General features: G+C 37.5%; 13 protein-coding genes. 1 reads left to right on the top strand and 12 read right to left on the bottom strand.

The window, feature by feature from the left end:
* Positions 1–23 precede the first annotated feature (23 nt).
* The 9 genes from pdhR to guaB form a co-directional block, all read right to left on the bottom strand.
* Positions 24–773, bottom strand: a complete 750-nt coding sequence (gene pdhR, locus MT390_RS05230; RefSeq protein ID WP_028867485.1) for a pyruvate dehydrogenase complex transcriptional repressor PdhR — start codon at positions 771–773, stop codon at positions 24–26.
* A gap of 403 nt (positions 774–1,176) precedes the next feature.
* Positions 1,177–2,667, bottom strand: a complete 1,491-nt coding sequence (locus MT390_RS05225) for a tripartite tricarboxylate transporter permease (RefSeq protein WP_166371033.1) — start codon at positions 2,665–2,667, stop codon at positions 1,177–1,179.
* 9 nt (positions 2,668–2,676) lie between these two features.
* Positions 2,677–3,153, bottom strand: coding sequence for a tripartite tricarboxylate transporter TctB family protein (locus tag MT390_RS05220; RefSeq protein WP_499439967.1), 477 nt, complete (start codon positions 3,151–3,153; stop codon positions 2,677–2,679).
* 82 nt (positions 3,154–3,235) lie between these two features.
* Complete coding sequence (locus MT390_RS05215; protein WP_166371037.1) at positions 3,236–4,162, bottom strand: tripartite tricarboxylate transporter substrate binding protein; 927 nt, start codon at positions 4,160–4,162, stop codon at positions 3,236–3,238.
* Positions 4,163–4,196: 34 nt separating this feature from the next.
* Complete coding sequence (locus tag MT390_RS05210) at positions 4,197–4,670, bottom strand: hypothetical protein (RefSeq protein WP_499439965.1); 474 nt, start codon at positions 4,668–4,670, stop codon at positions 4,197–4,199.
* A 636-nt stretch (positions 4,671–5,306) separates the two neighbouring features.
* Positions 5,307–6,593 (bottom strand): glucose-1-phosphate adenylyltransferase, encoded by a 1,287-nt coding sequence (gene glgC / locus MT390_RS05205; protein WP_499439964.1) that lies wholly within the window; start codon positions 6,591–6,593, stop codon positions 5,307–5,309.
* Positions 6,594–7,289: 696 nt separating this feature from the next.
* Positions 7,290–7,835 carry a 1,6-anhydro-N-acetylmuramyl-L-alanine amidase AmpD gene (ampD, locus tag MT390_RS05200; RefSeq protein WP_499439962.1) on the bottom strand — a complete coding sequence of 182 codons (546 nt, stop codon included), beginning with the start codon at positions 7,833–7,835 and terminating at the stop codon, positions 7,290–7,292.
* A 148-nt stretch (positions 7,836–7,983) separates the two neighbouring features.
* Complete coding sequence (gene guaA, locus MT390_RS05195; RefSeq protein ID WP_166371045.1) at positions 7,984–9,564, bottom strand: glutamine-hydrolyzing GMP synthase; 1,581 nt, start codon at positions 9,562–9,564, stop codon at positions 7,984–7,986.
* Positions 9,565–9,754: 190 nt separating this feature from the next.
* Positions 9,755–11,221, bottom strand: coding sequence for an IMP dehydrogenase (gene guaB, locus MT390_RS05190; protein ID WP_166371047.1), 1,467 nt, complete (start codon positions 11,219–11,221; stop codon positions 9,755–9,757).
* 177 nt (positions 11,222–11,398) lie between these two features.
* Here guaB and xseA point away from each other — a divergent pair, with 177 nt between their 5' ends.
* Entirely contained in the window at positions 11,399–12,727 is a 1,329-nt protein-coding gene (xseA, locus tag MT390_RS05185; protein WP_499439960.1) for an exodeoxyribonuclease VII large subunit, read from the top strand.
* A gap of 205 nt (positions 12,728–12,932) precedes the next feature.
* Here xseA and MT390_RS05180 read toward each other — a convergent pair whose 3' ends face one another.
* The 3 genes from MT390_RS05180 to crl all read right to left on the bottom strand — a co-directional run bounded on the left by MT390_RS05180 (position 12,933) and on the right by crl (position 15,968).
* The gene (locus MT390_RS05180) at positions 12,933–14,180 is read right to left on the bottom strand and encodes a glutamate-5-semialdehyde dehydrogenase (protein WP_499439958.1); all 1,248 of its coding nucleotides are present in this window, start codon (positions 14,178–14,180) and stop codon (positions 12,933–12,935) included.
* A gap of 42 nt (positions 14,181–14,222) precedes the next feature.
* A complete protein-coding gene (proB, locus tag MT390_RS05175; protein ID WP_166371053.1) occupies positions 14,223–15,332 on the bottom strand; it encodes a glutamate 5-kinase in 1,110 nt (369 codons plus the stop codon).
* A 261-nt stretch (positions 15,333–15,593) separates the two neighbouring features.
* Positions 15,594–15,968 carry a sigma factor-binding protein Crl gene (crl, locus tag MT390_RS05170; protein WP_166371055.1) on the bottom strand — a complete coding sequence of 125 codons (375 nt, stop codon included), beginning with the start codon at positions 15,966–15,968 and terminating at the stop codon, positions 15,594–15,596.
* Between the last annotated feature and the right edge of the window lie 5 nt (positions 15,969–15,973).

Here is a 15,973-nt window from a genome sequence, read left to right as displayed (position 1 = left end):
ATACTATAAAACGGCAGTTTTTTTCAAAAGCCACCTAACTCGCGTTTAAAGGCACTCTCTTCACGTAACATAACCAAACGTGTTTCTTCAATGTAATTCAGATGTTGATCTGATGCTTCTTTCGCTTTCATCGGTTGCTTTGATAAAATAGCATCCACTAACTGTAAACGATGTTGATGAATTTTTTTAGCCACTTCAGGATATAAATACAATTGTTTAACATTATCCGAGATATTACGATGTAATAATGGATTAATGCCACGCGCTAAATGTAAAAATACCACATTATGCGATGCTTCAATAACCGCAAGATAAAACTGCGCAACCGACGCAATCTCTTGTTCGATGTTACCAGCAGCATTAGCGATATCAATAGCAGTGAAACTTGTTTTTATTTTATTAAAGTCATCAGAAGTGCCACGTAAAGCAGCGTAATAAGCAGAAAACCCTTCAATTGCATGACGAAATTCTAATAGGTCATACTTTGATTCAGGGTGGGTATTTAATAATTCAAATAATGGATCCGTTAATTGTGCTCGTAGCTCTTCTTTAACATAAGTACCACCGCCTTGACGACGTGTTAACAAACCTTTGGATTCTAAACGTTGAATAGCTTCACGCAATGAAGGACGAGATACATCAAACTGCTTAGCCAACTCACGTTCAGGTAACAACTTCTCACCTAGCTCTAAACTCCCCTCTAAAATCATGCTTTCTAGCTGTGATTCAATCACATCTGCAAGCTTAGGTTGTTTAATTTTTGCGTAAGTCATGAAAGCCCTAAATCAGTTAATCGCACAGGTTATTGAGATGCATTAATAACATCAAAATGTAAAATGGTATTACCAATTAATAATTAGGCATAGAAATTAACAAAATTAACAATTTATGTCTAGAATTTTATGATCCAAATCAAACTTAAATGATGAATAAAGGCAGTTATACCTAGAAGTTGCTAGAAAACAAACAATTGGTAAGACCATTTGCATTAATGACAAAAAAAAGAAAAAATAAGATCACTTTTATAAAACAAATAAAGCGTTAAATTAACATTATTTTTAACCTACTTCATGCGCTAAATAATCAATACAAAGATAACGCCAATTATTAATAAGAAAAAGCCCAGCAATCTTTCACTGGGCCTTTATTATATTAAAAAATTAGCTTATGGAACACTTACTTTTTCTCTGCTAGACGCTCTTTCTTTTTAAGCTTAATCGTTGAATAAACCGAGAAGATAGCAAACAAAATAAACGCTAAAGCAATCGGACGGTCATATAAAAAAGACCAACTGCCTTCATACATAATCAATGATTTACGTAAGTTTGTTTCTGCCATCGGCCCTAAAATAATCGCTAATAAAATAGGTGATGAAGGAATATCTAATTTGTTTAATAGGAAGCCTAATAAACCAAAAGTAATAGCAATACCCACATCAAACATAGAGTTATTGATAGCGTAAGCACCGATCACAGACAAAAAGATAATAATCGGGATCATCAGGATTTTTGGCACTTCAATAATTCGACAAAAGAAGCGAATACCCAGAAAACCAATAATCAGCATCACAATATTTGCCACAATCATCGAGCTAAAAATACCATAAACAATTTCAGGGTTTTGTGTAAACAGCAACGGCCCAGGTGTTAATCCTTGTACTATTAGAGCACCTAATAATACAGCTGATACCGCATCACCTGGTACACCTAAAGTGAGTAGCGGCACTAAAGAACCACCAGTAACACCATTATTACCAGACTCTGCTGCCGCTAATCCATGCATTGAACCATTACCAAACTCTTCTGGATTTTTCGCCACACGCTTAGCTTCGTTATAACAAGCAAAGGCTGAAATGTCTGCACCGGCACCGGGAACAGAACCAATTGAAGTACCAATTAAACCACTTTTTATGGTGGTCGGTAATATCTTTTTAAAATCAGCAAAACTAAGTAGTTTGTAACTAAATTTAGGCGGCATCTCTTGTTTATCGCTAGACATTTTTTCTAGCTGATTTAACCCTTCTGCAATCGCAAACAAACCAATTAACACCGGAATAATATTAATACCACTGTATAAGTCCATTACACCAAAAGTAAAGCGGGGCACACTACTAATAGGGTCTAAACCCACCATTGATACCAACAATCCAATGGTCCCTGCTAACAAACCTTTCATTATGTTTTTAGCGGAGACACTGGCAATAATAGTTAAACCAAATAAGGCTAATGCAAAATATTCTGGCGCATTAAAACGTAGTGCAAAGTCAGCTAAAATAGGCGCTACCGCAATTAATACTATGGTACTGATTAATCCACCAATAAAAGAAGCTACCGCGGCAATGCTTAACGCTTTTGCTGCTAAGCCTTTAATGGCCATGGTATGCCCATCCAAGACAGTAGCTGCTGAAGCGGGTGTACCCGGTGTTTTTAATAAAATAGCAGCAATCGAACCGCCATAAATGCCACCGATGTAAACACCAATCAGCATCACTAATGCCGGTGTTGCGTCCATACCAAAAGTAAAAGGTAGTAATATAGCTACCCCCATGGTTGCAGTTAAACCGGGTAAGGCACCTAATATTACGCCCCCCAATACTCCAAACACTAGGACAGGGAAAACCGCCATACTAAACGCAGAAGCAAAACCGCTTAATAAATATTCTGTCATAATAATAACCTAGAAAAAAAGTAAACCTTCTGGCAGTGAAATAACAAAAACTTCACCAAACAGAAAATAGATAGTGAATACAAATATCCACGCAATTGCATAATAAAGTGGTTTTTTCACTCGGTAATAGACCAAGTAATAAGTAAAACCAACCAAACTAGCTGGTAAGTAACCGACTAGCGTTATCAGCGCGGCATAACCAATCAACAGCGTAAAACCAAAAATGGAATGTTTGGATACTAGTGGGATCTCCTTTGTTTCTTGTTGTTTTTGCTTATCTGCCTGTTGATTATTTTGTTTTTGCTTGTATTGAAAAATTAACACGCTACAAATAATGATCTGAATGACTGCTATTACGGCAGGAAAAAAGCCAGCTCCAACGGGTGCATCTTGGTATCGAGGCTCAGGAAATTGAGAAATGAACACTAAGAAGATAAGACTCAGTAAAATAATTAAACTGGGAAAAAAAATATTACGATTAAGCATAATAAACTCGCTAATAAACGCTATTGCGCTTAGTCATGAGAAACAAAAACCAAGGCCTATTCCTTGGTTTTTGTAGTAGGGGTTATTTAATAAATTGACTTAACACTTTCTCATCTTTTTTTACAAAATCAGTAAACTCTTGTGCTTTAAGTGGGTGAATTGTCATCGCACCTTTTGCCATAAAGTCTTTAAATTCTGCCGACGCCATTGCTTGGTCAAAGGCATTACCTAAGATTTCAATGATTTCATCTGGTGTATCTTTCGGTGCACCAATACCGCGCCATGTACCCGTAGTTGCATCAATACCTTGCTCTTTTAATGTTGGTACATCAGGTATATAAGAAATACGTTCTTCCGACATCACACCTAGTGCTTTAAGTTGACCAGAGCGTAATTGTGCGATTGCTTCACCAGGCGTTACCATAGTGACTTGTGTGTGGTGACCTAATACAGAAGGAATCGCTTCCGATGAACCATTGTAAGGAACAGCATTAAGTTTAATATCTTGCGATTGCTCTAGAGCCATTAAGTAGAAGTTTGGTGCAGCAGTTGATGCAAATTTAACTTTACCCGGCATTTTTTTAGCTTCAGCCACTAAGTCATTAACCGTGTTGAATGGGCTATCAGCAGGTACTAAAATAACAGCAGGATCTAAGTTAACCATACGAATTAATTTAAAATCGTCGGCGGTATTTTGCATTAATCCCATTTGCGGTAAAGAAGCAATTTCACGAGTTACCACGGTTAATGTGTAACCATCAGCACGTTGACGAGCACCAAAACTCATGCCCACTGCACCTGCACCACCTGTGCGGTTCATGACTGAAATACTTGTACCTAGAATATCTTTAGCGCTATTTGCTAATGTACGTCCTACTGCATCAGTACCACCACCTGCACCAAACGGCACAATTAAGCGTATGTTTTTTGATGGATAATCAGCAGCAAAAGAGCTTGCTGACATTAACAATCCGGCGCTGATCAAGGCTGTTTTCAATAACTTTTTCATTTTATATCCCTTTGTATTAAATAAATTGTACTAATTAATCTTTATAGGTTTGAGTTGGATTTTTTACTTTTGTCGTTTGATAGTCATGTATTGCTAACTGTTCAATAGCTACAGCAATCCAACCGCTTACTAACATATCAAACCACTGCTCTACGCCACTGCAAGCAACTACAATATTTCCGTAAACAAATGATCCATAAAAAAGTACGTCACCTTGATGCAACGATGTTGGATGCAATGTTTGAAGATTCATATTGGCACTACCTTCTCGCCATGCTTGATGTGCTTTTTTTCTAGCAAGCTGATCAAATGGAATGGTCCATTGTTCAGGATTACCGAGAGAAGACTGATACAGAATGGCGTCTTCAAAGCATGACTCCCACGGTTTTATCGTCGGGTCCATAACGACAATATGAAGCTCTTTTCGATTAGTTCTCTCAAAAAGGCGTTCAATTGCAGGGGTCACTAACTCAACTGCATCAATTGCTAACTGCTTGTGCGATATCACGTCATATTCCTTCTGTTTAGATATTATTTAATAGTATTGTAGTATTATATAATCGAAAGTAAGCGCGGTAATTTTTGTGAGTTGGCTCTTGTTACACAACCGATTATGAGAGCTATACCTCAAATTAGAAGTAATCGTTAGTGACAAGAATTGACTTACTAGAATCTAACTTTTAAAAGCAAATTTACATAAAAAAGTTAATTAACAAGAGATAATCCCTTTAAAAAAAATAAATGCAATAAAGCCTAATAATCAACAACTTAATAAATAATAACTTCATATCTTTAGATTTAATCGTTTAAAAAAGCAATGATTAGGTGTTTCTATAAATTACATTTTAAGTAGGGTGATATTATGATCATATATAGAATAAAGGTAACAACGAGGTATTTATTTAAATAAACAAGTTTTACATCTCGACTCATTATGACAATATTTCTGTACTAAAAAAATTGAAATGTCATACATGACTGCACATTACGATAATTTAATAAATGAAGGTTTAATTGATAAGGGATTAATATATAGGGGTTAATAGGTAGGTCGTTAATAGCCAGTAATTTAATAAGCGCAACTTAATAGTATTAGCCGCGCACGATCAGTGCAGACATCATCTTTGTCTGCACAATGTACGATTTAATGTGCCATAAGCTGCTTTTCTTTTTTAGTGAGTGCATTAATCATCGGACTAGTCACTAAAGTAACGCCTTTATTCGAGACTCGAAAGCCTCTAGCAACATCCTTTTCTTTGTCATAACCAATAATGAACCCTGCGGGAATATGACAGTTAGCATCAACAATGACTCTAAACAATTTACAGTTCTCACCGATATCACACTCCGGCATCAATACAGATTGTTCGATTAAACTGTGAGAGTGGGTATGTACACTTGAATATAATATTGATTTACGAATAGTTGATCCAGAAATAATACAACCACTAGCCACGGTGGAATCAAGTGCGGTACCTCGACGAGTCTCATTATCAAAGATAAATTTAGCAGGAGGTAACTGGCTTTGGTAAGTAAAAATAGGCCATGATCGATCATAAAGATCAAACTGTGGCTCAGGCTCTATTAACTCCATATTAGCTTCCCAAAGTGAATCTATTGTACCCACATCACGCCAATAAGCTTGCTTGTCTGCATCAGGGTCTTCAATGGGATAAGCAAATATATTATATTCTTTAATAATAGAAGGAATAACATCTAAACCAAAATCATGGCTTGAGTTAGGATTAGCCGCATCTTTATTTAAATGCTCAAATAGAAAATCAGTATTAAAAACATAATTTCCCATTGATGCTAAACAGAAACCAGGTTTACCGGGGATTTCATTAGGGGAGCTTGGTTTTTCATTAAATGCAATCACTTTACCTGTTTCATCCACCGTCATCACACCAAAGCTACCCGCAGCCTCTTCAATGCTTGCCTCAATACAACACACCGTCATATCCGCTTTATTATCTACATGTTGCATAAGTAACTTACCGTAATCCATGCGGTAAACATGGTCACCAGATAAAATTAAAACGTACTTAGGTTTGTGAGTGCGAATAATCTCTATATTTTGATAAACTGCGTCGGCAGTGCCTGAATACCAATCATTCATTTTATGTTGCGATGCTGGTAATACCTCAACAAATTCTGATAGATCAGCCTTAAAAGTACCCCATCCACGATGAATATGACTAATTAAAGAGTGTGATTTATATTGGGTTGCAACCCCCACACGGCCAATACCTGAGTTTAAACAATTAGAAAGAGGAAAATCGATGATACGAAATGTGCCACCAAAATAAACGGCGGGTTTAGCACGACGATCCGTTAGCTCAAATAAACGACTACCGCGCCCTCCCGCTAAAATAATTGCATAAGTATCTTTACTCAAATTACTTATATATCGTTGATCGTTATTCAACATACTCCCCTCCCTTTAGCTAAACCTTAATCAATCACAATAAAAGTCAACATTAAAGCAATATATAACTATTTAGCGCTTTATAAGTTAAACAAGCAAGCTGAAAATTGCAACAAAAATTCACCTATTGATCTAGATCAAATTAAAAATATATAAACATTACTTAACAAACAGTTACTAGATAATCAGAATCAAATACAAGCATAGAAAAACTAACAATTAACACCTGAAAAACCATAAAAAATAAATCAAACAATAAGATCTAAACGATAAGGTTGTAGTGGCACTCTAAGACCACCGTTAATCGTGATTTTGATGCCCTAAGTGATGAATGAAGTGTGATGAATTTGTTAGGGAAAGGTAGTTAAAAAAAGATGGTTAAAAAAAGATAATTAAGGAAAGATAGTTAAGGTCAGCTAGTTGATTATTGAATTTCTAATCATAAGGATTCAGGGCAATGCAGCACTTAAATTTTTAATCAAAGAAATGAACTGATTGGTGTTACTCCGCATCAGCGTTGATAACAAATGAAAAGTTTACCATAGACCTAGGTAACTTCATCCACTCTAGTAAACACTGAGATTGTTTTCTAAACACTGCTGATAACGTTCTCTGAACGAGAATTATTTTTCTAAAAATAACTGAAAGTTCTATACGTAATTTAAAGCCCTAAAAATAATTTAAAGCGCTAAACGTAGCTTAAAGGGCTAGGCTTAACTTAAAAGAGTGCCAATCAAATTTACTACCAGGGTCGGTTTTTCGCCCAGGTGCAATATCACTATGGCCAACGATACGTTGCTTAGTAATTAAAGGGTATTGCTGTTGTATTTGTAACGTAACATCAACTAACGCTTGATATTGTAACTCTGTGTAGGCAGTGCAATCAGTTCCTTCTAGCTCGATACCAATTGAATAGTCATTACAACCTGCTACCCCCTCAAAGTTCGAAATACCGGCATGCCATGCACGCTTTGTAAAAGGAACATATTGTTCTATTGAACCGTCTCGACGAATGACACAATGCGCAGACACTTCTAATCCTTGCAAATCAACAAAACTAGGGTCAGCTGCGCAATCTAAACATCCTGTAAATAAGTTCTTAATATGTTCAGTACCATACTGCCCTTCCGGTAAGCTAATGCAATGGATCACTAATAAACTAATGTCAGCCTCAATAGGACGTTGATTATAAAATGGGCTTTTAATGAATTGTGCAGTACTCAATAAACCAAGTGAGTTGATCATTATTATTCCTCATCAAAACAAATCGTAAGCTAAACAGTAAAAAAGCCAACAAAAAAGGTGGCTAAGTAGCCACCTTTTATAGTTATAGATCATAACCTAACTTAACTTCAATAGTACTTTCTAATAAATAGTTACTTTCTATTAATGGTTATTCCCATTCAATCGTCGCAGGTGGTTTACCTGATACATCATAAACAACACGTGAGATACCATCAATTTCATTGATAATACGGTTAGATACGTGACCGATTAATTCATATGGTAAGTGTGACCAGCGAGCCGTCATAAAGTCGATAGTTTCAACACAACGTAATGACACAACCCAGTCATATTTACGGCAATCACCCATTACACCCACAGAGCGTACAGGTAAGAATACAACAAAGGCTTGGCTTACTTTATGGTATAACTCTGCTTTGTGTAACTCTTCAATAAAGATAGCATCTGCACGACGTAATAAATCACAGTACTCTTTCTTCACTTCGCCTAGTACACGCACACCTAGACCTGGTCCAGGGAATGGATGGCGGTATAGCATATCGTATGGTAAGCCTAACTCTAAACCAATTTTACGTACTTCATCTTTAAATAATTCACGTAAAGGTTCAACTAAGCCCATCGCCATATCATCAGGTAACCCACCAACATTATGATGAGATTTAATAACATGTGCTTTGCCGTTTTTAGAAGCTGCTGACTCAATTACATCAGGGTAAATAGTGCCCTGTGCAAGCCATTTTGCATTGGCTAATTTCTTAGATTCTTCATCAAAGATCTCAACGAATACACGACCGATAATTTTACGCTTCGCTTCAGGATCACTTTCGCCAGCCATTTGCTCTAGGAAACGATGTTCAGCATTAACATGGATAATATTTAATCCAAAATGATCACCAAACATATCCATTACTTGCGCGCCTTCGTTTAAACGTAATAAACCGTTATCAACAAAAACACAGGTCAGCTTATCACCAATAGCACGTTGTAATAACATCGCCACCACCGATGAATCAACACCACCAGATAAACCTAGAATAACTTCATCATCACCGACTTGTTCTTTCATACGAGCCACGGCATCATCGATAATTGATGCAGGCGTCCATAGTGTTTCACAGCCACAGATATCAACGACAAAATTACGTAACATACGCTCACCTTGGCGAGTATGTGTTACTTCAGGGTGAAATTGCACACCGTAAAAATGTTTTTCTTCATTGGCAATAGCAGCAAATTGACAAGTCGCAGTATTAGCAACCGTAATAAAATCAGCAGGAATAGCTGACACTTTATCGCCGTGGCTCATCCATACGTCTAATAAAGGTTTGCCTTGCTCTGAAATCGCATCTTCAATCGAATTAAAGAAAGCAGATTCAGCTTGCACTTCAACTTTTGCGTAGCCAAACTCACCCTCGCCTTCACCTTTAATCACTGCGCCGCCTAATTGATGCGACATAGTTTGCATACCGTAACAAATACCTAATACTGGCACACCAGCGTTAAATACATATTCAGGAGCTCGTGGTGAACCTTCAGCGGTTACACTTTCAGGACCACCCGCAAGGATAATACCGTTAGGATTAAATTCTTTGATGTCTTGTTCGTCAACATCCCAGCTCCAAAGCTCACAGTAAACACCAATTTCACGAATACGACGTGCAATTAGCTGTGTATATTGAGAACCAAAATCTAATATTAGGATGCGTTGCTCATGAATATTTGTACTCATCATATTGTCCTTTATCTTACTTAAATTTTTATTGCTAAAAATAATAAAAGACGATAAATATCGTCTTTAAATTGATGCTTTAATGAAGCTAAATTAACGGCATAAGATGTTCAGTGTTATTGTGTAATGTCATTTGCTAACGATTAAGCCGCTTTCTACATTACACAAACCTGAACGCTTATTACATTAATTAACCACCACTACGGTAGTTAGGCGCTTCTTTAGTGATAGCAACATCATGCACGTGGCTTTCACCCATACCTGCACTGGTAATTTTTACAAACATTGCTTTAGTATTCATTTCTTGAATCGTTGCACAACCGGTCAGCCCCATCGATGAACGTACGCCACCCATTTGCTGATGAATAATTTCTTTTACTTTACCTTTATAAGCAACACGTCCTTCAATACCTTCAGGTACTAACTTGTCTGCTGCATTATCAGATTGGAAGTAACGATCCGATGAACCTTGAGACATCGCGCCTAAAGAGCCCATGCCACGGTATGATTTGTATGAACGACCTTGGTATAAAATAATTTCACCTGGCGATTCTTCAGTACCAGCAAACATACTTCCCATCATCACACATGATGCGCCAGCAGCCAGTGCTTTAGCAATATCACCTGAGAAACGAATGCCGCCATCAGCAATCACAGGAATACCAGTACCTTGTAATGCATCCACTGCATCTGAAATAGCAGTAATTTGCGGAACACCTACACCTGTAACAATACGTGTAGTACAGATTGAACCAGGGCCGATACCTACTTTAACAGCGCTACAACCAGCAGCAACCAATGCTTTAGCACCGTCACCTGTTGCAATATTACCACCAATGATTTCTAGGTTTGGGTATGCTGCGCGAGTTGCTTTAATACGATCTAAAACACCTTGCGAATGACCGTGAGAAGAGTCAATTAATAAGACATCAACACCCGCTTCTACTAATGCATCAACACGTTCTTCATTACCTGCACCAGCACCTACAGCGGCACCAACACGTAAACGACCTAATTCGTCTTTACATGCGTTTGGTTTACGCTCTGCTTTACGGAAATCCTTAACAGTGATCATGCCTTTAAGCTTAAAGTTATCATCTGTTAATAAAACTTTTTCGATACGGTGTTTATGCATTAAAGCTTCGATTTCATCACGAGGAGTATTCGATTTTGCAGTAACTAGGTCGGTTTTTATTGTCATTACAGCAGAAACAGGTTTTGTTAAATCAGTTTCAAATAAGACGTCACGACCAGTAATGATACCGACTAATTCGCCAGAGTCTTCAACTACAGGGTAACCGGCAAAACCATGTTTTTCAGTTAACTCTTTAATTTCACCCAGGGTTGTAGAAGGAGAAACAGTAATAGGCGTAGCTACCACACCGCTTTCGTGGATTTTTACTAAACGAACTTGTTCAGCTTGTACTTCAATAGACATATTTTTATGGATAAAACCCATGCCGCCTTCTTGAGCTAAAGCAATAGCGAAGCGTGCCTCTGTAACTGTATCCATTGCCGCAGAAACCACAGGAATGTTCAACGAGATATTTTTTGTTAATTGAGTTCTTAGATCGGCAGTGTTAGGTAGTACTGTCGAGTGGGCTGGCACTAATAATACATCGTCAAATGTTAACGCATCTTTTGCTATTCTTAGCATTGCAATATCTCACTTATAGTTGGGAGCATTTTAGATATACCCAAAATTGCTTGGGTATGATATTGCGGTGGGATTTTAATCGTAAATTATGATAAGTACAATACAATTTATGTTTTTATACACAGTTTTTACTGTGTTAATATTTAGCCCCTGATTTAATTGGTAAAATTTTTTGTTATGGCGATAAAAAACAACAACATCTATAGCGTAAGCTCACTCAATAAAGCCGCAAAATCCTTACTAGAGACAGGATTAGGGGTGATTTGGTTATCTGGTGAGATTTCTAACCTAACTATCGCAGTTTCAGGGCATTGGTATTTCACGTTAAAAGATCATGGCGCGCAAATAAAATGTGCTATGTTTAGAGGCAATAATAGCCGTGCGGGGTTTACACCTAAACACGGGCAGCAAGTATTAGTGCGTGGAAAATTAAGCTTGTACGAAGCACGTGGAGATTATCAGTTAATCGCAGAAACCATGGCACCAGAAGGTGATGGATTATTAAAACAACAATTTGAAGAATTAAAATGCCAATTAGCAGGACAGGGTTTATTTTCTGAAGCGATAAAAAAACCTTTACCTGAGATTATCAAACGTGTCGGCATTATTACTTCATCAACCGGTGCTGCGCTACATGACATACTGAGTGTTTTACAACGTCGAGATCCACGTTTACAAGTGGTTATTTATCCGACTCAAGTACAGGGACAAGGTAGTGCATTCTCCGTCGCTGCTCAAATTGCCTTAGCGAATATTCGTAATGAATGTGATGTGTTGATCGTCGGTCGTGGTGGTGGCTCCTTAGAAGACTTATGGTGCTTTAATGAGCCCGATGTCGCCTATGCCATCTATAATAGCCAATTACCTGTAATTAGCGCTGTTGGGCATGAGATAGATGTAACCATTAGTGATTTTGTTGCCGATCTCAGAGCTGCGACGCCATCAGCAGCAGCTGAGTTAGTAAGTCAACATAAAACCTTTGTTTCTACTCAACTCAATAACTTAGTCGCACGCCTTAAGCAGTCTATACAAAATAGGCTGCAACATAAGACCCACCAGCTAAGTGTATTAAAACAAACCTTATTACAACACGATCCTAAACATAAATTACAACAGCAGGCACAAAACTTAGATGAATTAAGTTTACGCTTACAACATGCTATGCAACAAAAAATGCAATGGCAACAACACCAGACTTCACAGTTAAAAAATCGATTACAACAGGCTAGCCCTGCGCATCACATTAATATTGAACTGCAAAAGCAACAACAATTAAAACGTCAATTAACACAAGCAATGACGGCAAAATTAAATAACGCGGAACAGAACTTACATCATCAAATACAACAACTAAATGCCTTTAGTCCACTAGCAACCTTAGCCCGTGGTTATGCAATAGTTAAAGATGAAAAAGGCAAGGTAAGCACTGATCCTGCAAAACTCAAAGTAGGAGAAACAGTTGAAGTGACCCTTGATAAAGGGCAGTTTAAAGCACAGGTTATTTAGTTGTAGTTATTTGGTTGTAGTTATTTTAAAACTGTCCTGATGTAAACATGTAATTATATGGTTGTTTGGTTGATTGATTGATTGATTGATTGATTATTACAACTAAGTAAATGTATTAATTGATAAAAAACAAAAGGGCTTGATACAAATTGTATCAAGCCCTTTTTAGTTATTTCAGCTAAAAATTTAGCTTCGTATTACATTCCTAAGAACGGATTAAATTATCACTGGTCCCGATCCATTTATAGGTAGTTAATTCAGGTAAGCCCATTGGCCCACGTGCATGTAACTTCTGGGTTGATACTGCTACTTCAGCGCCTAAACCAAATTGGCTGCCATCAGTGAACCGAGTACTGGTATTAACATAAACCGCCGCCGAGTTAACCGCATTGATAAATTTATTCGCCACGGTAAAGTCATTGGTCAAAATGCCATCAGAATGTTCAGAGCTATGCTCACGGATATGCATCAAGGCTTCATGTAAATTAGCCACCACTTTAACGCCTAAGTTTAGAGATAACCACTCACGTGAAAAGTCGCCTTCTTGAGCAAGCTGTGCATCATCACCTAAAATAGCTTTCGCTTTTTCTTCTGCTACTAACGTAACACCTAGCGGTAATAAGTGTGCAGCCAATTTAGGTAAGAAAGACTCAGCAATATCAGCTTCTACTAATAACGTGTCTAACGCATTACAAACACTTGGACGTTGTACTTTAGCATTTTCGATAATCGCTAAGGCTTTTTCAACATTAACCGTTTTCTCTGCAAATAAATGACAAATACCAATACCACCAATAATCACAGGAATAGTACTATTCTCTTTACAGAATTTTTGTAAGCCAGCATTACCACGAGGAATGATCATATCCACGTATTTATCTAATTTTAATAACTCGCCTACTAATGCGCGATCTGTATTTTCTATATATTGCACAGACGTTTTTGGTAAGCCTACTTTTACTAATGCGCTTTGAATAAACTTAACTAGCACTAAGTTAGAGTTAATGGTTTCTTTACCACCACGCAAAATACTAGCGTTACCCGTTTTCAAGCTCAATGCAGCAATATCAATGGTAACATTAGGACGCGCTTCATAAATAACACCTAACACGCCTACAGGTACACGGCGCTTACAAAGTTTTAAGCCATTTTCTAATAGCTTACTATCAAATTCTTCTCCAACTGGGTCAGAAAGTCCAATCACACTACGTAAATCACTAATAACACCGGCTAAGCGGGTTTCATCTAATAACAGGCGATCCAATAAAGCGTCGGTTAATCCAGCCGCTTTACCTGCTTCAATATCTTTTTGATTAGCAGCGACTATTTCTGCCGCATTACTTTCTAATTCAATCGCAATCGCTTCAAGCGCTGCATTTTTTGTAGTCGTATCAGTGATTGCCAACTCGTAACTTGCTTCTTTCGCTTGTTGACCTATTTGTTGTAAATTCATTTCTACTCCTTTAAAACAGACTCCATAATTAACGAGTCTTTATTATAAAATAACTAGGTCATCACGGTGTATAACAACAGTACCGTGTTCATAACCTAATATTTTTTCAATTTGATCTGAATGTTGTCCCTTAATTCGTTCTATATCGACACTTTTATAACGCACGATACCGCGCGCAATCTCTTTACCTTTATGGTTGCAAATTGAGACCACATAACCTCGTAAAAAGTGCGACTGCACAGAGCTAATACCTTTTGCAAGTAAACTACTACCACCGTTAATAATGGCGTGCTCTGCTCCTGGGTCAACAAAAATCAATCCTGCTGGGCGAGAGCCAGCGAAGATCCAATTTTTCCTTGCTTCTAAACGGTTATTTGCAGACACAAATTTTGTGCCAACTGGTAGACCATTAGCGGCGTCTAAAATAACATTTTTACGATGGCCAGAGGCAATCACTACCTCAATACCTGCTCGATTAGCAACCGTCGCCGATTCGATCTTGGTTGCCATACCTCCCGTTCCTAACCCACCAACACTTCCGCCGGCAATGCTATGAATAGCTTCTGTTATTTCAGTTACTTCTGTAATTAATTTTGCATCAGGGTTACTGCGAGGGTCGGCTGTAAATAACCCGGGTTGATCAGTTAATAGTATCAACTGATCTGCATCAGCTAATAAAGCGACTAATGCCGACAAATTATCGTTATCACCTACTTTTATTTCACGTGTAGCAACAGCATCATTCTCATTTATTAATGGCACGATACGATGTTTTAGTAACGTATTAAGTGTATCACGTGCATTGAGAAAACGACCTTTATCATCTAGGTCTGCACGTGTAAGCAACATTTGTCCAACATGTAACCCATATATTTTAAATAGGTTTTCCCATTCCCGAATAAGCTGCCCTTGCCCCACTGCGGCTAGCATCTGTTTATTGGCAATAGTGGGTTCAATATTGGGCATATTTAAATGCTCTTTACCTGCAGCAATTGCGCCTGAAGTGACCACTACAATAGGATGACCTTGTTGATGTAATATCGCGCACTGGCGAACTATTTCAACCATTTGCGCTCGGTCTAACTTAGCTGTTCCGCTAGTTAATACACTGGTACCCAATTTAATTACAATTGTTTTTTTATTCGCGTTCATTTATTTATGCTTCATTTCAGAAAAATAAAAAAGCTCAATTTATATGAGGTGATCTACCAATAATAACCGTCATTGAGCTCAAAAAAAAACAGCAACTTAAATAGCTGCTGTTGATTAGTATACCATTATTGCGCAAATTAAAGGGGCAAAAATAGAGGGAGCTTAAAACTTACGCATATATACCCGTTACCATTCAAGATGCAAAGTTCAGCAAGTTGTGAGGTGATTAGCTTCTAGGCAGAAAGTTGAACATCTAACTAGCTATATCTGCTCTGTTAATTCATAGCCCACTTCGACATCAATCATTTCAGTTAATTTTTCAATAAAAGTATTAAATGATTGATCAATTTGTAGCATTTCTTTTTTAGTTATTTTATTGCTAACCCAATTGCCTTCAATATCATACAGTCCATTAAAGCGCTGATAAGTAAATGTATTACCATTACGTGTTAATTCCGCCCACCAGCCTAAAAAGATTCTTTCCTCTGGCTCTTTTTTATCATCAACACATATTTCTAAACAATCAAAAAAGAACGTTTTTTCATCTGATTTTAATTTACGGAAAAAAGGTCCAAAATCAGTAAATAATTTGAATAAGCGCCCACGTGATGGTCCCTTTATAAGAGTATCTGACATGTTAA

Source organism: Vibrio sp. 2-Bac 85 (genome assembly GCF_037546705.1).
GTDB lineage: Bacteria > Pseudomonadota > Gammaproteobacteria > Enterobacterales > Psychromonadaceae > Psychromonas.
Note: the sequence above shows the minus strand (reverse complement) of the source record. Positions and strands in the feature narration are given on the sequence as shown.